This window comes from Bradyrhizobium sp. (assembly GCF_050014615.1).
Lineage (GTDB): Bacteria > Pseudomonadota > Alphaproteobacteria > Rhizobiales > Xanthobacteraceae > Bradyrhizobium.
In genome coordinates this window covers 1-21,652 of sequence record NZ_JBEKCZ010000054.1, presented here as the reverse complement: position 1 = coordinate 21,652, position 21,652 = coordinate 1, and the positions used below count along the sequence as shown (strand labels likewise).

Below are 21,652 nucleotides of genomic sequence, written 5' to 3'. Positions count from 1 at the left end.
CGACAGACATAGGATATTGCAATGACCATCAGTCGCCGGAATGTATTGCTTGGAGCCACCGCCAGCGCGGCACTGCTGCCGCTCGCGGCCCGCGCGCAAACATCCGAAGTGGTGATCGGCGTGATCTATCCCTTGTCCGGCTCCAGCGCGCAGATCGGCGTCGATGCGCAGAAATCATTCGAGACCGCGCTCGAAATCATCAACAAGGATTACGATTTCGACCTTCCGCTGGCCCGCGGCGAAGGATTGCCCGGGCTCGGTGGTGCCAGGATCCGGCTGGTGTTCGCCGACCATCAGGCCGATCCCCAGAAGGGCCGCGCCGAAGCCGAGCGCCTGATCACCCAGGAAAAGGTTTGCGCCATCATCGGCACCTATCAGAGCGCGGTCGCCGTCACGGTCAGCCAGATCTGCGAGCGCTACCAGATTCCGTTCATCTCGGCCGACAACTCTTCACCGAGCCTGCATCGCCGCGGTCTCAAATTCTATTTCCGCGCCGCGCCGCATGACGAGATGTTCTCGGCCGCGATGTTCGATTTCTTCGATGCCATGAGGAAGAAGGGCACCAAGATCGAGACGCTGTCGCTGTTCCATGAGGACACCATCTTCGGCACCGACTCCGGCAACGCCCAGCTCAAACTGGCCAGCGAGCGCGGCTACAAGGTGGTCGCCGACATCAAATACCGCGCCAACTCGCCGTCGCTGTCGGCCGAAGTGCAGCAGCTCAAGGCCGGCAATGCCGACGTGCTGATGCCGTCGAGCTACACCACCGACGGTATCCTGCTGATCAAGACCATGGCCGAACTCGGCTACAAGCCCAGCGCCATTGTCGCGCAGGACGCCGGCTTCTCCGAAAAGGCCCTGTACGACGCGGTCGGCGACAAGCTCGAAGGCGTGATCTCGCGCGGCAGCTTCTCGCTCGATCTCGCCGCCAAGCGGCCGATGGTCGGCAAGATCAACGCCATGTACAAGGAAAAGTCGGGCAAGGATCTCAACGACTTCTCGTCGCGGCAGTTCATGGCCCTGATCGTGATGGCGGAGGCCATCAATCGCGCCAAGTCGACCGACGGTGAAAAGATCCGCGACGCGCTGGTGGCCACCGATATACCGGGCGAGGCCACCATCATGCCGTGGAAGCGCGTGAAGTTCGACGAAATGGGCCAGAACAACGACGCCGACCCGGTGCTGCTGCAATATGTCGGCGGCAAGTTCGTCACCATCTTCCCGCCGCAAGCCGCCGTCGCCGAAGCCACCTGGCCGATGAAGTAAGCGGAACAGCGCGGGGGCGGGGGCCATGACAGCCGAAACGATCATCCAGAGCCTGGCCAGTGGCCTGTTGATGGGGCTGCTCTACGGCCTGATCGCCGTTGGTCTGGCGCTGATCTTCGGCCTGATGGACGTGGTGAATTTCGCCCATGGCGAATTCCTCATGATCGCGATGTATGTGACGTTCTTTCTGTTCGCGTTCTTTGCCATCGATCCCTTGCTGGCGGCGCCGCTGGTGGCGGCCGCGTTGTTCGTGTTCGGCGCGGTGGTTTATCTCCTGATCGTGCGCTTTGCGGTCAGGGCCAAAGCCAATACCGGCATGGTGCAGATCTTTTCGACCTTCGGGCTCGCCATCGTCATGCGCGGCCTCGCGCAATTCTTCTTCACGCCTGACTATCGCAGCATCACGCATTCCTGGCTCGGCGGCAAAACCATCTCGATATCGGGCATCTTCCTGCCGGTGCCGCAACTGGTCGGCGCGCTGGTATCGATCGCGGCATTCGGCGCGCTGTATTTCTTCATCAACCGTACAGACTTCGGCCGCGCCCTCGAGGCGACCCGCGAGGATGCGGGCGCCGTGGCGCTGGTCGGCATCGACAAGAACAAGGTGTTCGCGCTGGGCTGGGGCCTTGGTGCGGCGCTGGTCGGTCTGGCTGGCGCGGTCATGGCGATGTTCTTCTACATCTACCCGGATGTCGGCGCGTCGTTCGCGCTGATCGCCTATGTCACGGTGGCGCTCGGCGGTTTCGGCAGCGTGTTCGGTGCTTTTGCCGGCGGCATCATAGTCGGCCTGGTCGAGGCTTCCACGGCCCTGATCCTGCCGCCGTCCCTCAAATCGGTCGGCATCTACGCGGTCTATCTGCTGGTGGTCTTCGTGCGGCCGCGCGGCCTGTTCGGGTCGATCTGATGGATACGGCCTTTGCCCAGCGCCGCCGCCGCGATCTGATCGTCGCCGGCTGTCTTGCGCTCGTCGCCGCGCTGGTGCCGCTGTTCGTCAAAGACGTCTACGTCCAGAATATCATGGTGCTGACGCTGATGTACGCCGCGCTGTCGCAGAGCTGGAATATCCTGTCCGGCTATTGCGGGCAGATCTCGCTCGGCCACGCTTTGTATTTCGGGCTCGGCGCCTACACCACGGCACTTCTGTTCACCAAATTCGGCGTGCTGCCATGGTTCGGCATGCTCGGCGGCGGGTTGATATCCGCTGTGATCGCGATGGCGCTCGGCTATCCCTGTTTCCGGCTGCGCGGGCATTACTTCGTGATCGCCACCATCGTCATCGCCGAGACCGCCTTGTTGCTGTTCCAGAACTGGGACTGGGCCGGCGCGGCGCTCGGGATCGATATTCCCGTGCGCCGCGACAGCTGGCTCACCTTTCAGTTCACGCGCAGCAAGCTGCCCTATTTCTATTTCGCGCTGGGGCTGGCCTGCGTCGCCTGGTTCGTGACCTGGTGGCTCGAGGATTCCAAATGGGGCTATTGGTGGCGCGCCGTAAAGGACAACCCGGACGCCGCCGAAAGCCTCGGCGTGGTCGTGTTCAATTCCAAGATGGGCGCGGCGGCGGTCTCGGCCTTCCTCACCGCGGTCGGCGGCAGCTTCTACGCGCAGTTCGTGTCCTACATCGATCCTGAAAGCGTGATGGGCTTCCAGTTCTCGCTGCTGATGGCGCTGCCGGCGGTGCTCGGCGGCATCGGCACCCTTTGGGGACCGGTGCTCGGCGCCGTCATCCTGATCCCGCTCACTGAACTCACGCGTTCTTTCATCGGCGGCTCCGGCCGCGGCGTCGACCTGATCGTCTATGGCACGCTGATCGTGCTGATCTCGCTGGCGCGGCCCGAGGGGCTGGTCGGACTGTTCTCGCGTCGGCGCAAGGAAGTCGCCCGATGACGGAATTGCTGGAAATCAAGGGCGTCTGGCAGCGTTTCGGCGGGCTGATCGCCAACAGCGATATCTCGATTTCGGTCGGACGCGGCGAGATCGTCGGACTGATCGGCCCCAACGGCGCCGGCAAGTCGACGCTGTTCAACCTGATCGCGGGCGTGCTGCCGCCAACCCAGGGCTCGATCATCTTCGACGGCGAGGACGTCACCGCGCTGCCGGCGGCGGAGCGCTGCCAGCGCGGCATCGGGCGCACGTTCCAGGTCGTCAAAAGCTTCGAGACCATGACGGTCATTGACAACGTCATCGTCGGTGCGCTGGTACGTAGCACCGTGATGCGCGAGGCGCGGCGCAAGGCCCATGAGGTGCTGGAATTTGCCGGCCTCGCCGCGCGTGCCAATGTGCTGGCCAGCGAATTGATCCCGTCGGAGAAACGCCGCCTCGAAGTCGCGCGCGCGCTCGCCACCGAACCGAAACTGCTGCTGCTCGATGAAGTGCTCACGGGTCTGACGCCGATCGAGGCGCAGACCGGCGTCGAACTGGTGCGAAAAGTGCGCGCCACCGGCGTCACGGTGTTGATGGTCGAGCATGTCATGGAGATCGTGATGCCGCTGGTCGACCGCGCCATCGTGCTCGACCTCGGCAAGGTGCTGGTCGAGGGCAAGCCGGCCGACATCGTGCGCGATCCGAAAGTCATCAGCGCCTACCTTGGGGATCGTCATGCTGTCAGTGCATGAAGTCACCACCGCCTATCAGGGGCTGGTCGCGATCTCGGCGGTCTCGATCGAGGTCGCCAAGGGCGAGATCGTCTGCGTCGCCGGCGCCAACGGCGCGGGCAAATCGACATTGTTGAAGTCCATCGCCGGCGCCGAGCGGCCGCGTTCCGGCTCCATCACCTTCGATGGCACGCGCCTCGACGGCATGGCGCAGCATCTGATCACGGCGCGGGGCATCGCCTATGTGCCGGAAAACCGCCGGCTGTTTCCGCGGTTGTCGGTGCGGGACAATCTGCGCCTCGGCAGTTACCTCTATCGCGGCCAGGCGGATCGCGAGGCGCCGCTGGCGCTGGTGTTCAAGCTGTTTCCGCGGTTGTCCGAACGGCTCGAGCAGCGCGCCGAAACGCTAAGCGGCGGCGAGCAGCAGATGCTGGCGATCGGCCGGGCGCTGATGACGCGGCCAAGGCTGTTGATGCTGGACGAGCCGTCGCAGGGCATCATGCCGAAACTGGTTGACGAGATTTTCCAGGCGGTGAAGCAGATCCGCGACGCAGGGATGACCGTGCTGATCGTCGAACAGCGCATCGCCGAGTGTTTGGAGATAGCCGACCGCGCCTACATCCTGCAGACCGGCCGGCTGCAGATGCAGGGCACGTCGGCGGAGATCAGGGGCAATCCGGATGTGCGGAAAGCGTATCTGGGGCTGTGACGCGGAAGGCCGTCATTGCCTGCGACAAACGCGAAGCGTTTGCGCAAGGGAGCGAAAGCGACGAAGCAATCCACCCTTCGTCATCCCGGGATGGTGCGTTAGCACCAGGCCTCAGATGCGCAATTGCGCATCGGGGAATCTCGAGATTCCGGGTTCGATGCTTTGCATCGCCCCGGAATGACTGGTTGCCTCAATCATCCTCATGCTCCGGCAATTCCAGCCCGAACGTCTTCGACAAATCCGCCACCTGCGCCGGCGTGAGATAGCGCGGGTTGAGCCCGCGCAGCAGCAGATAGAGTTTGGCGGTTTCTTCCAGTTCCTCGATCGCGTAGACCGCCGCTTCGAGCGTGTCGCCTGAGACCACCGGGCCGTGATTGGCCAGCAGCACCGATGAATATTTCCCCGCGAGGCCCTTGATCGCGTCAGCGACGGCCGGATCGCCGGGCCGATAATACGGCACTAGCGCCGTGGCGCCGCACTTCATCAGGTAATAGGGCGTCATCGGCGGCAGCGCCGCGCGCGGGTCGATCTCCGGCAGCATCGACAGCGCCACCGAATGCGTCGAATGCAGATGCACCACCGCGCGCGCGGTCCCTCGGGTCTGATAGAGCGCGCTATGCAGCGGCACTTCCTTGGTCGGGGCATCGCCGGAGACGAGCTTGCCGGTAGGGTCGAGCCGCGACAGCCGCGCCGGGTCGAGTGAACCGAGCGACGCATTGGTCGGCGTCACCAGCCAGCCGCCATCGTCGAGTTTGATGCTGATATTGCCCGAGGAGCCCGGCGTCAGTCCGCGCTCGAACAAGGAGCGGCCAAGGCGGCAGATGTCCTCGCGTAGCCTGGTTTCGGTCATGACGGTGTCCTGCCTGCACCTCTTTGCCGCCTTGTCTCACGCTTTGGCAGCGCGGCCAAGCCGTGATACCCAGAGGCAAAGCCGCCAAAAGGAAACCCCTGAGGAAAAGCCGCATGCCTGAATCCGCAAAACCGCACATCGCCGTCATCGGGCTGGGCTCGATGGGGTTTGGCATGGCCACCTCGCTGCGGCGCGCGGGTTTTGCCGTCACCGGCTGTGATGTCTCCGGCGATGCCGTCGCGCGGTTCGTCGCCGACGGCGGCGGCGGCGCCGACGCGCCGGCGCAGGCTGCCAAAACCGCCGACATCGTCGTCAGCGTGGTGGTCAACGCCGCGCAGACCGAAGCCATTCTTTTCGGCAAGGACGGCGTCGCCGAAACCCTGGCCAAGGATGCGGTGTTCATCTCCTCCGCGACCATGGACCCGGATGTGGCGCGGCGGCTGGCGAAGCAGTTGGAAGCGACCGGCCGGCATTATCTCGACGCGCCGATTTCGGGCGGCGCGCAGCGCGCCGCGCAGGGCGAGTTGACCATTCTCGCGTCGGGCAGCGCGGCGGCCTTTGCCAAAGCTCGCCCCGCGCTCGATGCGATGGCGGCCAAGCTCTACGAACTCGGCGATGCCGCCGGCCAGGGCGCCGCGTTCAAGATGATCAACCAGTTGCTCGCCGGCGTGCACATCGCCGCGGCCTCGGAAGCGATCACCTTCGCCGCCAAGCAGGGGCTCGATATCAGGAAAGTCTATGAGGTGATCACCGCCTCGGCCGGCAATTCCTGGATGTTCGAGAACCGCGTGCCGCATGTGCTCGACGGCGATTACACCCCGCGCAGCGCGGTGGAAATCTTCGTCAAGGACCTCGGCATCATCCAGGACATGGCGCGCACCGCGAAATTTCCGGTGCCGGTCGCAGCAGCCGCGCTGCAGATGTTCCTGATGACGGCGGCCTCCGGCATGGGCCGCGACGACGACGCCTCGGTGGCGCGGATGTATGCCCGCGTCACCGGCACCCATCTGCCGGGCGAGCCGAAATAGCCGCGAGCCGAAATAGAAGCGTTGCCAACAAGAGGACAGTCGATGCCCCGTTTCGCCGCCAATCTCACCATGATGTTCACTGAAGTACCGTTCCTCGACCGTTTCGACGCGGCGGCCCAGGCGGGATTTACGGCGGTGGAATTTCTGTTTCCCTATGCGCACCCCGCCGACGCCATTGGCGAGCGGCTGCGCCGCAACGGCCTGACGCAGGCGCTGTTCAACCTGCCGCCGGGCGACTGGGACGCCGGCGAAAAGGGCTTTGCATCGCTGCCGGATCGTTTTGCGGACCTGCAGCAGAGCCTGCGCACGGCGTTGCCCTATGCGCAGGCTACCGGCGTCAAGCGCCTGCATCTGATGGCGGGTCTCGCCAGCCGCGGCGATCCCAAAGCGGTGGCGGCGTTCCGCAAGTCGGTGGTATGGGCCGCCGAGTTTCTCAGGCCCCACGGCCTCGACGTCGTGCTGGAGCCGATCAACCCGCGCAACGTCCCCGGCTACTTCCTCAACGATTTCACGTTCGCGCGCGACCTGATCGTGGAACTCGACATTCCCAATTTGAAGCTGCAGTTCGACATCTATCACTGCCAGATCATCCATGGCGATGTGACGATGCGGCTGCGCGAGATGATGCCGGTGATCGGCCATATCCAGATCGCCAGCATCCCCTCGCGCCATGAGCCTGATGGCGAGGAGTTGAACTATCCGTTCCTGTTCGATGAACTGGACCGGTTGGGCTACACCGGCTTTGTCGGCTGCGAATATAATCCGCGGGGCAAGACCACTGATGGGCTCGGCTGGTTCAAGTCCTATGCGGGCAAGTCTTATACCGACAAGTCCTCTACTGGAGTGAAACCGTGACGCTGGCGCTGGGCTGCATTGCCGACGACTACACCGGGGCGTCCGATCTCGCCAACACGCTGACCCGCTGCGGCCTGCGCACGGTGCAGACCATCGGCGTGCCCGCAGCCGATCTGGCGCTGCCCGAGGTCGATGCCGTGGTGGTGTCGCTCAAGAGCCGCTCGATCGAAGCAGACCTCGCGGTGACACGCTCGCGCTCGGCGGAGAAATGGCTGCGCGAGCGGGGCGCGCGGCACGTGCTGTTCAAGATTTGCTCGACCTTCGATTCCACCGATGCGGGCAATATCGGTCCGGTCATGGACGCGTTGCGCGCGGATTCGGGCGACGCGATCGTGCTGGTGACCCCGGCGTTTCCCGAGACCGGCCGCACCGTCTATCAGGGCAATCTGTTCGTAGGCGCCGTGCCGCTGAACGAAAGCCCGCTGAAAGACCATCCGCTCAATCCGATGCACGATTCCAATCTGGTGCGGGTGCTGGCGCGCCAGAGCCGGACCCGGATCGGTCTCGTCGATCTCGCCGACATCGCGCGCGGAGCGGAGGCGGTCCGGGCGCGTCTTGCCCAACTATCCGGCCAGGGTTTTGGGGCTGTTATCGCCGATGCCGTATTCGAACGCGACCTTGAGACCATCGGCCAGGTCGCGCTCGACCATCGGGTGTCGGTCGGCGCATCCGGGCTCGGGCTCGGTCTTGCCCGCGCGCTGGTGGCCGCGGGCAACGTCAAATCGCTCGCGGCCGATCCGATTTCCAATGCGCCGGTCGGCGGACCGGCGGCGTGCCTGGCCGGCAGCTGCTCGCAGGCGACGCTGCAGCAGATCGCCAGGGCCGAGCAGGCGATGCCGGTGCTGCATCTCGATCCCGACCAGGTCATCGCGGGCAACGGCGAATCCCGGCGCGCGCTGGCCTGGGCCCGGGAACGGCTGCAGGAAGGTCCGATCCTGATCGCCAGCAGTTCGACGCCGGAGGAAGTGGCAGCCCTGCAATTACGTCATGGCCGCGATGCAGCAGGACATGCCATCGAGCAGGCGATGGCCGACATCGCCGAAGGTCTGGTGCAGTCGGGCGTGCGGCGATTGGTGGTCGCGGGCGGCGAAACCTCCGGCGCGGTAGTGGATCGCCTGGGAATACCGGGTTTTCTGGTGGGCGCGGAAATCGCCGCCGGTGTCCCGGTACTGCGTACCGTCGGGGTGAACGGCGGAGACATGCTGCTTGCGCTAAAATCAGGCAATTTCGGCGGTCCGGAATTTTTCTCCGACGCCCTCAAGCTGATGCGCTGAGCACGGCTTCGCCTGGATGCATTTCCGGCATGTCGAACATCCCCGCAATTCTGCGGGGATGTGGGATTAACGCAAGCGCAGCAAATTTAGGTTTTGATCCCTACAGGCATGGCTTCCGCTCTGCCGATTCTGCGGATTCCTTCATCCGATCGCGTCCGCAGCACCAACGTGCCGAAAGAGATCAAAACCATGCTCGCCAACTACTCCATCCGCGCCAAGATTACCGCCGTGGTCGCCTTCCTGCTGATTGCGATGACCGGCATGGGCCTGCTTGCGGTGAGGAATATGCGGGCGATCAACGCCAGTACCGTGGATATCACGACAGTCTGGCTGCCGAGCGTCCGCGTGCTGGGCGATCTGCGCGCCGGCATCATCACCTATCGCAACGTGATCCGGGAGCACATGCTGGTCGAAACCGCCGAGGAAAAGGAAGCCACGGAAAAGGTTCTGGTGACGGTCATCGAGGGCATTGCCAAGAGCCGCCAGACCTATGAGCCGCTGATCACGTCGCCGCAAGAACGCGCGCTTTACAGCGAATGGGTCCAACTGTGGGAGCGCTACAAGAAGGGTACCGAAGAAGTCATGGCGTTGTCGCGCAAGAGCGTCGGCAAGTTTCCCCATGAGGCGCATGAGTTGAATACCAAAACGGTAAACAAGATCGGGATCGACTCGGACGCCGTCCTGAAAAAGAGCATCGAACTCAACAATACCGGCGCCGACAAGGCAGGCAGCGACGCGGCCGACAACTACGGCTTTGCCTTCGCGATGCTGGCCGCCATCACCGGCGTTGCCATTATCGTCGGAATTGCGGTCGGCATCTATCTGGTTCGCGATGTCTCGCGTGGCATTGCTTCTATTGTCGCGCCGATGCAGGCGCTGGGTAACGGCGATCTGACCGCGCAGGTCCCGCATCAGGGCGAGAAGACCGAGATCGGCTCGATGGCGGATTCGCTGCAGGTGTTCAAACAGGCGCTGATCGCCAAAAAGGCCGCCGACGAGGCCGCGGCACAGGACGCCGAAGCCAAGATCGAGCGCGGCCGCCGGGTGGACGGTATCACGCGCGAATTCGAATCGATGATCGGCGAGATCGTCAATACCGTATCCTCGGCCTCGACGCAGCTCGAAGCGTCGGCCGGCACGCTGACGGCCACCGCCGAGCGCGCGCAGGAACTCACCACCATGGTCGCGGCAGCGTCGGAAGAAGCCTCGACCAATGTGCAGTCGGTGGCCTCGGCTACCGAAGAGATGGCCTCGTCGGTCAACGAGATCAGCCGCCAGGTCCAGGACTCGGCCCGGATGGCCGGCGACGCCGTCAATGAGGCGCGCAAGACCAACGACCGTGTCAGCGAGTTGTCGAAGGCCGCGGCCCGCATCGGCGATGTCGTCGAGTTGATCAACACCATCGCCGGGCAGACCAATCTCCTGGCGCTCAACGCCACCATCGAGGCGGCCCGCGCCGGTGAAGCCGGCCGCGGTTTCGCGGTCGTGGCCTCCGAGGTCAAGGCGCTGGCCGAACAGACCGCGAAGGCCACCGGCGAGATCGGTCAGCAGATCAACGGCATCCAGTCGGCGACGCAGGATTCGGTGAACGCCATCAAGGAAATCAGCGGGACCATCGAAAAGCTGTCCGAAATCTCCTCGGCCATCGCAGCGGCGGTGGAACAGCAGGGGGCTGCGACCCAGGAGATTGCCCGCAACGTGCAGCAGGCTGCCCAGGGAACCCAGCAGGTCTCCTCCAACATTACCGATGTGCAACGTGGCGCCGGCGAGACCGGGCGGGCCTCGTCGCAGGTGCTGACGGCGGCGCAGTCGCTGTCCGGCGACAGCAACCGCCTCAAGCTCGAAGTCGGCAAGTTCCTGAGCTCGGTCAGGGCGGCTTAAGGGCGCCAATTCTCGGCTTTCCGGTCGGCGCAGAATATCGTGCTGCGCGCCGTCGGCGTTGAAGGATGTCGTGACATTGCCGATGCGGGGGGTACTGCGCTTTTCAGCGCCCCGGAACCTTCGACGTCTTCAGCCGATACGCTGAAATTTAAGCACGTCTGCCGAAAGGCAGTGCACTGAAAGCCTTGTAAATAGCTTGTTCACAACGCGGTGAGAGTTTGGGGCGATCAAAACATTGCGAATATCATCTTTAACCCAGGCAGGTTAAAGATATGCTGCACTGCATGGTGGAAGCGCGGCCGGGCGTTGGCAATTTCAGCATGGTGCGGGTAAATCGGCCGGAGTGATTTTCCTCTTCAATCGCGAGTTCGTTCGCCTGACCAAGGAATGCACGTTCTATGACAGCACTGGTCCGTATCGCCTTAAGCCGGCCATACACGTTCGTCGTGCTCGCGCTGCTTCTCCTGATCATCGGCCCGCTCGCCGCGCTGCGTACGCCCACCGACATCTTCCCGGAAATTCGTATTCCTGTCATCGGCGTGGTTTGGCAGTACACCGGCCTGCCGCCGGAACAGATGGCCGGCCGCATCACCACGCAGTTTCAACGCATCCTGACGACGACCGTCAACGACATCGAGCACATGACGGCCAACTCGTATAATGGCTTCGGGGTCGTCAAGATATTCTTCCAGCCCAATGTCGATATCCGCACCGCCAACGCCCAGGTGACCGCGGTCTCGCAAACCATCATCAAGCAGTTGCCCCCCGGCGCGACGCCGCCGCTGATTCTCAATTACAGCGCGTCGACGGTTCCGATCCTGCAACTCGCGCTGTCGGGCGACGGCCTTACCGAACAAAATCTCGGTGATATCGCCATCAATCAATTGCGCACGCCGCTGGTCACCGTAAACGGCGCGGCGATCCCCTATCCCTATGGTGGCAAGCAGCGTCAGATCCAGATCGATCTCGATTCGTCGGCGTTGCAGTCACTTGGGTTGTCCGGCAATGACGTCGCCAACGCGCTGGCGGCGCAGAATTTGATCACGCCGGCGGGCACCCAGAAGATCGGTGGCTTCGAATACGTCATTCAGCTCAACAACTCGCCGCTCAAGTTTGACGAGCTCGGGGATCTCCCGATCAAGGTCGTCAACGGTGCCATGGTCTATGTGCGGGACGTTGCCACCGTGCGCGACGGCAATCCGCCGCAGACCAATATCGTCCACGTCAACGGCAATCGCTCCGTTCTGATGATGGTGCTGAAGGCAGGCTCCATCTCGACGCTCGATATCATCGCGGGCATCAAGCAGAAGGTGATCGATTTCAAGGACTCGCTGCCCGATAATCTGAGGGTCGGGTTTGTCGGCGACCAGTCGCTGTTCGTCCGTGGCGCCATCGCCGGCGTGGTTCGCGAAGGCATTATCGCAGCGCTGCTGACCAGCGTCATGATCCTGCTGTTCCTGGGAAGCTGGCGCTCGACCATCATCATTGCGACATCGATCCCGCTTGCCGTGTTCGGCTCGATCATCATGCTGGCGGCGCTCGGCGAGACGCTGAACATCATGACGCTCGGCGGTTTGGCGCTCGCGGTCGGCATCCTGGTCGACGAGGCCACGGTGACCATCGAGAATATCAATTGGCATCTGGAGCAGGGCAAGGAAGTTGAGCCTGCGATCCTGGACGGCGCCAACCAGATCGTGGTGCCGGCCTTTGTGTCGCTATTGTGTATCTGCATCGTGTTCATCCCGATGTTCTTCCTGCAAGGCATCGCCCGCTTCCTGTTCGTGCCGATGGCCGAAGCGGTGATCTTCGCGATGATCTGGTCGTTCATCCTGTCGCGGACGCTGGTGCCGACCATGGCGAAGTACCTGCTGCATCCGCATGTGCACCACGCCGAGGGCGAGCAGTCGAAGCGTTCGCGTAATCCGCTGGTCCGGTTTCAGCGCGGCTTTGAGGCAGGTTTCGAGAGATTTCGTGCCGGCTATAGCGATCTGCTGGCGCTGGCATTGGCGCATCGTCCGACTTTCGTGATCGGCTTCCTGGCCTTCGTCGGGCTTTCGTTCCTGATGGTGCCGTATCTGGGGCAGAATTTCTTTCCCTCCGTCGACGCCGGCCAGATCCTGATGCATGTGCGCACCCAGGTGGGTACCCGTGTTGAGGAAAGTGCCAATCAATTCGCCGATGTGCAGAAGGTCATTCGCAAGATCATTCCGTCGGATCAGATCGACACGATCACCGACAATATCGGCATGCCCATCAGCGGCATCAACATGACCTACAACAACACCGGCGTTACCGGTCCGCAGGACGGCGATATCCAGATCAAGCTGAAGGAGGACCATCCTCCCACTGACATTTACGTGAAGGCGCTACGTGAGCAGCTGCCCCGCGCCTTTCCTGGCCTGACATTTGCTTTTCTTCCGGCAGATATCGTCAACCAGATCCTGAACTTCGGCGCTCCGGCGCCTATCGACCTTCAGATCCGCGGCGCCAATTTGAACGCGAATTTCGCCTACGCCAATCAGTTGCTGGCTCGCATTCGCCGCATCCCCGGCGTTGCCGATGCGCGCATTCAGCAATCGCCCAATTATCCGAGCTTCAACGTCGACGTCGACCGGACCCGCGCGCAATATGTCGGGCTGACCGAGCGTGATGTCACCAACACCCTCACGGTCAATCTGGCAGGCAGCGCACAGGTCGCGCCGACCTACTTCCTCAACCCGGACAACGGCGTTTCGTATTCGATCGTGATGCAGACGCCGCAATACAAGGTCGATACGCTAAGTGCGCTGCAGACCTTGCCGATTACGGCAGGTGGCACGTCCGCGCCGATTCTGGGCGGCATCGCCAATATATACCGGTCGGTTTCGAACGCGGTGATCTCCCAATATGACATCCAGTCGCTGGTGCAGATCTATGCGACGCCGCAGGGCCGCGACCTCGGCGCGATCGCCACGGACATCAGGACGGTGATCGCCGACACCAAGAAGGACGTGCCAAAAGGCAGCGGTGTGTACCTTCTCGGCCAGGTGCAGACCATGAACAGCGCGTTTTCCGGGCTGCTGTTCGGGCTGCTCGGCGCGATCGTGCTGGTCTATCTCCTGATCGTGGTGAACTTCCAGTCATGGTCCGATCCGTTCGTGATCATCACGGCGCTGCCGGCGGCCCTTGCGGGAATCGTCTGGATGCTGTTTGCGACTGGAACCACGCTGTCGGTGCCGGCGTTGACCGGTGCGATCATGTGCATGGGCGTCGCCACCGCCAACAGCGTGCTGGTGATCAGCTTCGCCCGCGAGCGCTTTGAAGAACTGGGCGATCCCGTCGCCGCGGCCATGGAAGCAGGCTTCGTGCGTATCCGTCCGGTGCTGATGACGGCGCTGGCGATGATTATCGGCATGTTGCCGATGTCGCTTGGCCTCGGCGAGGGCGGCGAGCAGAACGCGCCGCTTGGACGGGCCGTGATCGGGGGACTGATTTTCGCCACCGTCGCCACGCTGATGTTTGTCCCCGTGGTGTTTAGCATGATACACAAGAAGCAGGGCGCCAAAGCCGCTGCCTTACCGGAGACTGAAAATGCGCACTGAGAATAGCCCGCCGGTTTCTCGCCGGAAGTTGGGCATTTTCCTCGTCGTCGGTGTTGTCGCTGCGCTGTTGCTGGTGGTAACCGGCATCCGGGCGCGGGAAGAGACGGACGTGAAGCTCAAGGAGTGGACCGATAACCAGGCCGTTCCGTCGGTCGCGGTGGTGCTTCCCGACCCCAAGGCGCTTCAGGCCACGATCGATCTGCCGGGCCGGCTGGAGGCCTATAATCGTGCCCCGATCTTTGCGCGCGTCAGCGGCTATCTGAAATACTGGACCGCCGACATCGGCGCCCGGGTCAAGGCCGGGGATGTGATCGCTGAAATCGAGGCGCCGGACCTGGACCAGCAATTGCTGCAGGCGCGCGCCGATCTCGCCAACCAGGAGGCCAGTGCGAAATTGTCCGACGTGACATTGGCTCGCCGCAGGACGCTGATTCCCTCGAATTTCGTCTCGATGCAGGAGATCGACGAGCGCACCGCCGACCTCTCCAACAAGAACGCCGCGGTCAAGTCCAACCAGGCCAATGTCGAGCGGCTCGAGGCGCTGGCCGGCTACAAGAAGATTACCGTGCCGTTCGACGGCATCGTCACCGCTCGCTCGACCGATGTCGGCGCCCTGATCAATGCCGGGCAAAGCAGCGGTGCACCGATGTTCGTGATTTCCGACATCAAGAAGCTGCGCGTCTATGTCAACGTGCCCCAGAGCTACGTGCCGTCGGTCCCGATCGGCTCCAAGGCCCTGATCTCGGTTCCGGAATATCAAACCCGGACCTTCGCCGCGACGGTCGAAGCTTCGGCGCAGGCGGTCGATATCAATTCCGGGACGACGCAGATGCAGCTCGCGCTCGACAATAGCGCGGGCGAATTGATGCCGGGCGGCTACGCCAATGTTCACTTGAGCCTGCAGCATGATGGCGTGCCGCTGAACATTCCTTCGAGCGCGCTGATCTTCGACCAGAGCGGGTTGCGGGTCGCGGTGGTCGGTCCTGACGATCGCGTCATCCTCAAGACCGTGAAAATCGGGCGCGATCTCGGCCGCAATATCGAACTGGCGTCGGGATTGTCTGCGGACGATCGCGTCATCACCGCACCGCCGGATGGCGTCGCCAATGGCGACCAGGTCCGCGTCGTCAACACCGTGAAGCCGCCGGCCAGGCCGACGACGGTTTCGGCCAAGCAGGACATCAAGGGATAAAGCGGGCGTACCGCTCTATCGGGTCCCGGACGCGGCGCGTCCGGGATTTATGTTCTCTACCCCACCCGCCACTCCAGAACCCCGTCGTCGGCGCTGACGAGGTCGCCGGATGATCCGACCGGCGTGCGGTCCATGTTCATGAGATGCGCCAGGGTTTGGCCGTCCCGCGCGGGCACCCGCGCCAGCGCGCGGGCATGGTCCGATGTCCGCAGCATCACCACGCCGTGCTCGATCTCGTTGTTGCGGCCATAGATCACCGTGAAGCTTTCGACCGCGCTTTTGCCGCCGGCTTCGGTGACGAATTCGGGCACCGGACCGCGGTGACGGTCGGCTTCGGCCTGCACGCTGGTGTCCTGCGCCAACGCCGCGCGCGGCGGCTGGCGTGACAGCACCAGCGCGTGATGCTTGGTGACGAAACCGCCCTGGCCGTAGAGCAGGCCGAGCCCGGCGCCGCTGCGCAGCTTTCGCACCATCGCGCAGGCCGCGTGCGTCATGTAGGTGTTGAGCGGCGCGCCAAAGAAGGTAAGGCCGCCGGTCACGGTCGGCTGCACATCGGCGCCGAGGCCGAGCGTCCGCCGCGCCATTTTCGGCACGCAGGGAAAGCAGCTGTAGAGTTCGATCGCGTCGAACGCCTGTCCGTTCACTTGTCCGTCGTCGCCGCCGAGTTCCATGGCCGCCTTGAGCACGGCGTTCTGGGCGTGGCTCTCGAAGAACTGGTCGCGGACCAGATAATCGCGCGGCTCCTCCGCTGAGGCCCCGCCCCAGATGTGAATCAGGCGGTGTTCGGCGATGCCTGCGGCCCGCGCTTTGGCCAGGCTGGTGATCAGGACCGCGCCGCCCATATTGACGGTCGGATTGGCCACCATCAGCTTGGTATAGGGCCAGGCGATCAGCCGGTTGTCTGGCGTCGGCGTCGTGATCTCTTCCGGCGTGAAATGCCGCTTCAGCCAGGCATTCGGATTCTGCGCGGCGACATCGGAATAGGTCGCCCACAATCGGCCGGATTCCGCCATCGCCTCGCGCGGGGTCTGGCCCCAATGCGCCGACGTCGCGGCTTCGTAAAACGGATAGACCGTCACCGGCCGGAACACGCCGAGCGTGACCGCCATGGGCTTCTGGAACGCGGCGCCGCGTTTCGGCTCCGGGACGTCATGCGCGAACGGCGTCCACGGCAGGGCGATGCCGGCGCGCTCGGCCCTGGTCGCGGTGCCCTGCGCTTCGGCGCCGCAGACCGCGGCGACGCTGCATTCGCCGCGCGCGATACGCTGCGCCGCCTCGTGCAGGTAGCGGATCGGGCTTTCACCGCCGACCGGTCCATAATAGGCGTGCGCCGGCTTGATCCCGAGCCGGTCGGAGAGCTGCCGCGCCGGATCCTGGTAGCGCCAGCTCAGGAAATTGACGATGTCGAGCGACTGGATCTCGGCAAGCCATTGGGCGCCGCTGTCCGCTTCGGCGCGCTTGAGCGCCTCGACCAGCAAGGCCAGGGGCTCGAGCCCTGCGGCGATATCTTTGGGGCGATCGACGATTTCGCCGACCCCGACGATGACGGGAATGCGGTCTTCGGGGAGGGGGGATGTTGTCATTTTTTCTTGTTTCGCCTTCTTGATAGTCAATGCGCCGCTGTTTTTCGCTCGTCATTCCGGGGCGATGCGAAGCATCGAACCCGGAATCTCGAGATTCCCCGACGTGCAATTGCACATCTGAGGTCTGGTCCTTCGGACCATCCCGGAATGACTGCAAATCTACTCCGCCACCAATGCGTTCATGTGTTCCACGGCCTCGACAAAATCTTCCTTGAATTCCTGCACCACGGCGCCGGCGGACTTCACGCTGTCGATCAGGCCGACGCCTTGTCCGACAAAATAGCTGACGAGATCGCGCGCCTGGGCGTTGCCTGCCGCCGCCGAGCGATCGATGGAGTTGAAGGCGTCGCGGCTGATGATGCTTTGCAGCGGCATCGGCAGGGCGCCGGGACTGTCGGGACCGCGGTCCCACGCATCAGTCCAGACCGAGCGCAACTGCCGCGCCGGCTTCCCGGTGCGGCCTTTGGAACGGACCGCGTCCCGCGACGAGGCCGCGATCATCTTTTCGCGGAAGATCTCTGAGGTTTCGGATTCGACCGTCGCCAGCCAGACCGAGCCGGTCCATACCCCGGCGGCGCCCATCGCCATGCAGGCGGCCATCTGCCGTCCGGTCATGATGCCGCCGGCCGCCAGCACCGGCACGTCGCGAATTGGTTTGATCGCCTTGATCACTTCGGGCACCAGCACCATGGTCGAGACCTCGCCGCAATGGCCGCCGGCTTCGGTGCCCTGCACCACCAGAATGTCGACGCCGGCGGCGACCTGGCGCAGCGCGTGCTCCTTGGCGCCGACCAGGGCGGCGACGGGAACGCCGTGCTGCTTGCCCATCTCGATCATCGCCCTGGGCGGCACGCCGAGCGCGTTGGCGATCAGGCGGATCGGATGCCGGAACGATGCGTCGAGCACTTCCAGCGCGCGCTTGGCGTCGAACGGCTGCGGCTGGTTGTCGGGGATTTCCGTGGTCGTCAGTTCGACGCCGTATTTCCTGAGGAGGTTGCGGGTGAAGGCGCGATGTTCGGGTGAAATCCGCGCTTCGAGGCTCTTCCAGGTGACGTCCTTTTCGCCCGAGGTCGAAATGTTCTCGGGGATCAGCACGTCGAGCCCGTAGGGCTTGCCGTCGACGTGATCGTCGATCCATTTCAGTTCCTGCTCGATGGATTCGGGCGAATGCGTGGTGGCGCCGAGCACGCCAAAACCCCCGGCGCGGCTGACCGCCGCCACCACGTCGCGGCAATGGCTGAACGCCAGCAGCGGAAATTCAATTCCCAGCATTTCGCAGACCGGCGATTTCATGATGGTGCTCACTCCCCGCGGCAGCCTTCGGTGCTGCTTGTTCTCGCCTGATTGGCGACCGTTTTGACGACGCTAGCGCATCACGGGCGGCGATGCCAAGCCGGACCTCCTCACCATCGGGGAACAACGAGCTTTCCACGACGCAGAATATCCGGCGGTCATTTTTAGCTCTTGCGCTTTCGGGCCGCGGGTAGAATGCTGGTTCACAACACCTTAAAAAAATCGCAAGGGAGCGCGAACAGATGTCCGCCGTGCAATCGATCTCGGGCAAGGGCCACGCGGCAAACGCCGCAACCTATGACGTCGTCGTGGTCGGCGCCGGTTTTGCCGGAATGTATATGCTGCACCGGCTGCGCAAGCAGGGACTGTCGGTCCGGGTCTATGAGCAGGGCGGCGATGTCGGCGGCACCTGGTACTGGAACCGCTATCCCGGGGCGCGCTGCGACGTCGAAAGCATGCAGTACTCCTATTCGTTCTCGGATGAACTGCAGCAGCAATGGGACTGGAGCGAGCGCTACGCGCCGCAGCCGGAAATTCTGAAGTATGCCAACCATGTCGCCGACCGCTTCAAGCTGCGGCCGGATATTCAACTGGGTACCCGTGTCGATAGTGCCGCCTTCGACGAGCGCGCCGGGGTGTGGTCGGTGACCACCTCCGACGGCAAGACGGTGACCGCGAAATATGTCGTGCTCGCCACCGGATGTCTGTCCAATGCACGGATGCCCGATATCGAGGGGCTCTCGGATTTCAAGGGCCAAGTCTATCATACCGGCCATTGGCCGCATGAGCAGATCGATTTCACCGGGCTGCGCGTCGGCGTCATTGGCACGGGCTCGTCGGCCATTCAGTCGGTGCCTGTGATCGCCGAACAGGCCAGACACCTGACCGTGTTTCAGCGTACTGCGAATTTCAGTATCCCCGCCCGCAACGCCGCGCTGACGCCGGAGGAGCGCGATTCATTCCGGTCGAACTATCCGGAACTGCGGCGCATCGCGCGCGAAGAGTCGCGCAACGGCATCGTGCAGGAATTGCCCGACCGCGGCGCGCTGGAGGATGGCGACAACGTGCGCCGCGCCAAATACGAAACGCGCTGGACCCGCGGCGGCCTCACCTTCATGGGGGTCTACAACAATCTCGTGCTCGACAAGGCCGCCAACGACACCGCCGCCAATTTCGTCCGCGACAAGATCGCGCAGATTGTCAGCGATCCCAGCACCGCAAAACTGCTGCAACCCGACAATCATCCGATCGGCGCAAAACGCATCTGCGTCGATACCGATTATTACGCGACCTTCAACCGGGCGAATGTCACCCTGGTCGATATCAGGTCAAATCCGATCGAGCGGATCCTGCCCTATTCGGTGCGCACCGCGGGCAAGGAAGGGATCAGGGATTATGAGGTCGATGCGCTGGTGCTGGCGACCGGTTTCGACGCCATGACCGGCTCCGTGGCCAAGATCGATATTCGCGGCCGCAACGGACAGACGCTCAACGCCAAGTGGGCCGAAGGCCCCAGAACCTATCTCGGCCTGATGAGCGCGGGGTTCCCCAACCTGTTCATCATCACCGGTCCCGGCAGCCCGTCGGTGCTGAGCAACATGATCGTGTCGATCGAGCAGCACGTCGACTGGATCGCCGACTGTATCGCCACGATGCGCGATCGCGGCCTCGATACCATCGAAGCCGGCAAGGACGCCGAGGACAGATGGGTCGCGCACGTCAATGAGGTCGCTCAGGGCACGCTCTATCCGCAGGCCAATTCCTGGTACATGGGCGCCAATATCCCGGGCAAGCCGCAGATCTTCATGCCCTATATCGGTGGCGTCGGGGTCTACCGTCAGATCTGCAACGACGTCGCCGCCAAGGGTTATGAGGGGTTTGTGATGACGGGGGTGGAGCAGCCGCAGAAGATCGCGGTGTCCTCTTAGGGGTCTGTTGTAAAAAGGTCGCAGCCTCCGAAAACCGCACGCGATGATATTTGTTTCTGCTTTACGGGCCCGGCGGCGCGGGAGTTAGGTTTCTGCATTGGATCGAGTCGATCTGGCGGGTTCCATGAAAAAGCTTCTCGTTGCCGGCTTTTGCCTCGCTGCATGGAGTGGAGCGCCCGCGCTCGCGGCGGATATGCCGCTGAAGGCGCCGCCGCTCGTGGTCCCGGCGACGAACTGGTCCGGGTTCTATCTCGGCATCGTGGCCGGCGGCGAAATCGCGCAGACCTCGACCGATTTTGTTTTTGCCGACATACCCGGGCTCGCCGGTACCCCGACGCGGGTGTCGCCTGATGGCAGCGGCGGCCTGATCGGCGCGGAGGCGGGTTATAATTATCAGATCGGCAAGTTCGTCGGCGGTTTCGAGGGCGACGTCGACTACGCGCGCATATCCGGCCAGGGCACCTCGATCAGCCCCAATGGCTTCTTCATGGCGCCGACCCAGCAGAAAATCAATCTGTATGGAACCGTTCGCGGTCGCGTCGGCTTCCTCGCCACCCCGGACTTGCTGCTGTTCGCGACCGGTGGCGCGGCGTTCGCTGACCTCAGCATGACGACAGCTTTTGTTCCGACCGGAATATTGGGAGGCAATTGCATCAACAGTTCCTGCGGCAACGGCGCGGTGTCGGCCAGCAAGGTCGGCTCAACCATTGGCGCCGGACTGGAATATGCGCTGTCGAACCGGATGAGCGTGAAGGCCGAATATCTCTACGTCGATTTCGGCCATACCTCGACGGTATTCCCGATCACGCTCGCCGTGAGCACGATGGCGGCGACTTCGTCGTATCAGGAACACATCGTCCGCGCCGGTTTGAATTTCAAACTCGGCGCTCCCTGAGTTCTGCGGCAGGGCGGGATTCAACCCCGCAGCCGCTTTGCCAGAACCTCGACAAAACGATCCGCATCTTCCTCATCATTGTAGACATGGGGCGAGATGCGCAGCCGGCCGAGACGCGCCGCGACGTAGATGCCTTCGCTCGCGAGGGCCTCGATCAGGCCTTTCGGCATCCCATCTTTGAAGCTGAGGCACAGGATATGCGGGGCGCGAACGTGACGCTCCGGCACGCCAACGCCCAACTCGCGCAGGCGCTGCGCGATCCGGTCCGTCAGCATGGAAAGACGCGCCGCAATGGCCGCGGTGCCCCATTCGGCCATCATTTCCATGCCGATCGAGGCCATCTCCAGTGAGATGAAATGGTCGCGCTCGCCCATGTCGAAGCGCCGCGCATCGGGCACGTAGCGCAGATCCGCGAAATAGATCGCATTCTCGGCGCGCACGTCGCGGCGGCCGCCCGCGGTCTGCTCGAGCGGGATCCCGCTTTGATGGCGCTTCGCAACGTAGAGAAAGGCGCGGCCATAGGGCCCGAGCAACCATTTGTAGGTCGGGAAAATCACAAAATCCGGATCGAGGCGCGGCACGTCCATCGCCAGCACACCGGCGCTTTGCGTGGCGTCGACCAGCAACGCCGCGCCGCGTTGCCGCAGCGCCGCGCTTACTCTGTCGACGTCGATCAGCCCGCCATCCGACCAGTGCACCGATGAGATCGAGGCGAGGCCGACCGGC

Annotated in this window: 17 protein-coding genes; 13 read left to right on the top strand and 4 right to left on the bottom strand. The window is 63.4% G+C overall.

What is annotated here, in order from left to right; all coding sequences use genetic code 11:
* Nucleotides 1-21 precede the first annotated feature (21 nt).
* Genes ABR948_RS11335 through ABR948_RS11315 form a run of 5 tightly spaced genes read left to right on the top strand, consistent with a single transcriptional unit; the run spans nucleotide 22 to nucleotide 4,566 of the window.
* Complete coding sequence (locus ABR948_RS11335) at nucleotides 22-1,266, top strand: ABC transporter substrate-binding protein (RefSeq protein WP_428117266.1); 1,245 nt, start codon at nucleotides 22-24, stop codon at nucleotides 1,264-1,266.
* Between the two features lie 25 nt (nucleotides 1,267-1,291).
* On the top strand, nucleotides 1,292-2,170 hold the full coding sequence (locus tag ABR948_RS11330) for a branched-chain amino acid ABC transporter permease (RefSeq protein WP_428117263.1): 879 nt from the start codon (nucleotides 1,292-1,294) through the stop codon (nucleotides 2,168-2,170).
* Nucleotides 2,170-3,150, top strand: a complete 981-nt coding sequence (locus ABR948_RS11325; protein WP_428117260.1) for a branched-chain amino acid ABC transporter permease — start codon at nucleotides 2,170-2,172, stop codon at nucleotides 3,148-3,150. Before ABR948_RS11330 ends, ABR948_RS11325 begins: the two co-directional genes overlap by 1 nt.
* Nucleotides 3,147-3,878, top strand: a complete 732-nt coding sequence (locus tag ABR948_RS11320; protein ID WP_428117258.1) for an ABC transporter ATP-binding protein — start codon at nucleotides 3,147-3,149, stop codon at nucleotides 3,876-3,878. Before ABR948_RS11325 ends, ABR948_RS11320 begins: the two co-directional genes overlap by 4 nt.
* Complete coding sequence (locus ABR948_RS11315) at nucleotides 3,862-4,566, top strand: ABC transporter ATP-binding protein (RefSeq protein ID WP_428117255.1); 705 nt, start codon at nucleotides 3,862-3,864, stop codon at nucleotides 4,564-4,566. The genes ABR948_RS11320 and ABR948_RS11315 overlap by 17 nt, the downstream gene beginning before the upstream one ends.
* Nucleotides 4,567-4,756: 190 nt before the next feature.
* Here ABR948_RS11315 and otnC read toward each other — a convergent pair whose 3' ends face one another.
* Nucleotides 4,757-5,416, bottom strand: a complete 660-nt coding sequence (gene otnC / locus ABR948_RS11310) for a 3-oxo-tetronate 4-phosphate decarboxylase (RefSeq protein ID WP_428117253.1) — start codon at nucleotides 5,414-5,416, stop codon at nucleotides 4,757-4,759.
* Between the two features lie 113 nt (nucleotides 5,417-5,529).
* Here otnC and ltnD point away from each other — a divergent pair, with 113 nt between their 5' ends.
* From ltnD to ABR948_RS11280, 6 genes are all read left to right on the top strand, one after another.
* Nucleotides 5,530-6,444, top strand: coding sequence for an L-threonate dehydrogenase (ltnD, locus tag ABR948_RS11305; RefSeq protein WP_428117251.1), 915 nt, complete (start codon nucleotides 5,530-5,532; stop codon nucleotides 6,442-6,444).
* 42 nt (nucleotides 6,445-6,486) lie between these two features.
* A complete protein-coding gene (gene otnI / locus ABR948_RS11300; protein ID WP_428117248.1) occupies nucleotides 6,487-7,299 on the top strand; it encodes a 2-oxo-tetronate isomerase in 813 nt (270 codons plus the stop codon).
* The gene (gene otnK, locus ABR948_RS11295) at nucleotides 7,296-8,573 is read left to right on the top strand and encodes a 3-oxo-tetronate kinase (RefSeq protein ID WP_428117245.1); all 1,278 of its coding nucleotides are present in this window, start codon (nucleotides 7,296-7,298) and stop codon (nucleotides 8,571-8,573) included. Before otnI ends, otnK begins: the two co-directional genes overlap by 4 nt.
* Nucleotides 8,574-8,762: 189 nt before the next feature.
* Nucleotides 8,763-10,454, top strand: coding sequence for a methyl-accepting chemotaxis protein (locus ABR948_RS11290; protein WP_428117281.1), 1,692 nt, complete (start codon nucleotides 8,763-8,765; stop codon nucleotides 10,452-10,454).
* Nucleotides 10,455-10,852: 398 nt separating this feature from the next.
* Nucleotides 10,853-14,035 carry an efflux RND transporter permease subunit gene (locus tag ABR948_RS11285; protein WP_428117242.1) on the top strand — a complete coding sequence of 1,061 codons (3,183 nt, stop codon included), beginning with the start codon at nucleotides 10,853-10,855 and terminating at the stop codon, nucleotides 14,033-14,035.
* The gene (locus ABR948_RS11280) at nucleotides 14,025-15,227 is read left to right on the top strand and encodes an efflux RND transporter periplasmic adaptor subunit (RefSeq protein WP_428117239.1); all 1,203 of its coding nucleotides are present in this window, start codon (nucleotides 14,025-14,027) and stop codon (nucleotides 15,225-15,227) included. The genes ABR948_RS11285 and ABR948_RS11280 overlap by 11 nt, the downstream gene beginning before the upstream one ends.
* Nucleotides 15,228-15,283: 56 nt before the next feature.
* On the opposite strand, the gene ABR948_RS11275 is transcribed toward ABR948_RS11280, so the two are convergent.
* Together ABR948_RS11275 and ABR948_RS11270 are read right to left on the bottom strand one after the other, a co-directional pair.
* The gene (locus tag ABR948_RS11275) at nucleotides 15,284-16,810 is read right to left on the bottom strand and encodes an acetyl-CoA acetyltransferase (protein ID WP_428117237.1); all 1,527 of its coding nucleotides are present in this window, start codon (nucleotides 16,808-16,810) and stop codon (nucleotides 15,284-15,286) included.
* A 159-nt stretch (nucleotides 16,811-16,969) separates the two neighbouring features.
* Nucleotides 16,970-18,103 (bottom strand): nitronate monooxygenase, encoded by a 1,134-nt coding sequence (locus tag ABR948_RS11270; RefSeq protein ID WP_428117234.1) that lies wholly within the window; start codon nucleotides 18,101-18,103, stop codon nucleotides 16,970-16,972.
* A 242-nt stretch (nucleotides 18,104-18,345) separates the two neighbouring features.
* Between ABR948_RS11270 and ABR948_RS11265 the strand changes: the two genes are divergently transcribed.
* Both ABR948_RS11265 and ABR948_RS11260 read left to right on the top strand, forming a co-directional pair.
* Nucleotides 18,346-20,031 (top strand): flavin-containing monooxygenase, encoded by a 1,686-nt coding sequence (locus ABR948_RS11265; RefSeq protein ID WP_428117232.1) that lies wholly within the window; start codon nucleotides 18,346-18,348, stop codon nucleotides 20,029-20,031.
* A gap of 124 nt (nucleotides 20,032-20,155) precedes the next feature.
* Nucleotides 20,156-20,926 carry an outer membrane protein gene (locus ABR948_RS11260; RefSeq protein ID WP_428117229.1) on the top strand — a complete coding sequence of 257 codons (771 nt, stop codon included), beginning with the start codon at nucleotides 20,156-20,158 and terminating at the stop codon, nucleotides 20,924-20,926.
* A 20-nt stretch (nucleotides 20,927-20,946) separates the two neighbouring features.
* On the opposite strand, the gene ABR948_RS11255 is transcribed toward ABR948_RS11260, so the two are convergent.
* The coding region (locus ABR948_RS11255; RefSeq protein ID WP_428117226.1) for an aminotransferase class V-fold PLP-dependent enzyme at nucleotides 20,947-21,652 on the bottom strand (706 nt) is incomplete at its 5' end.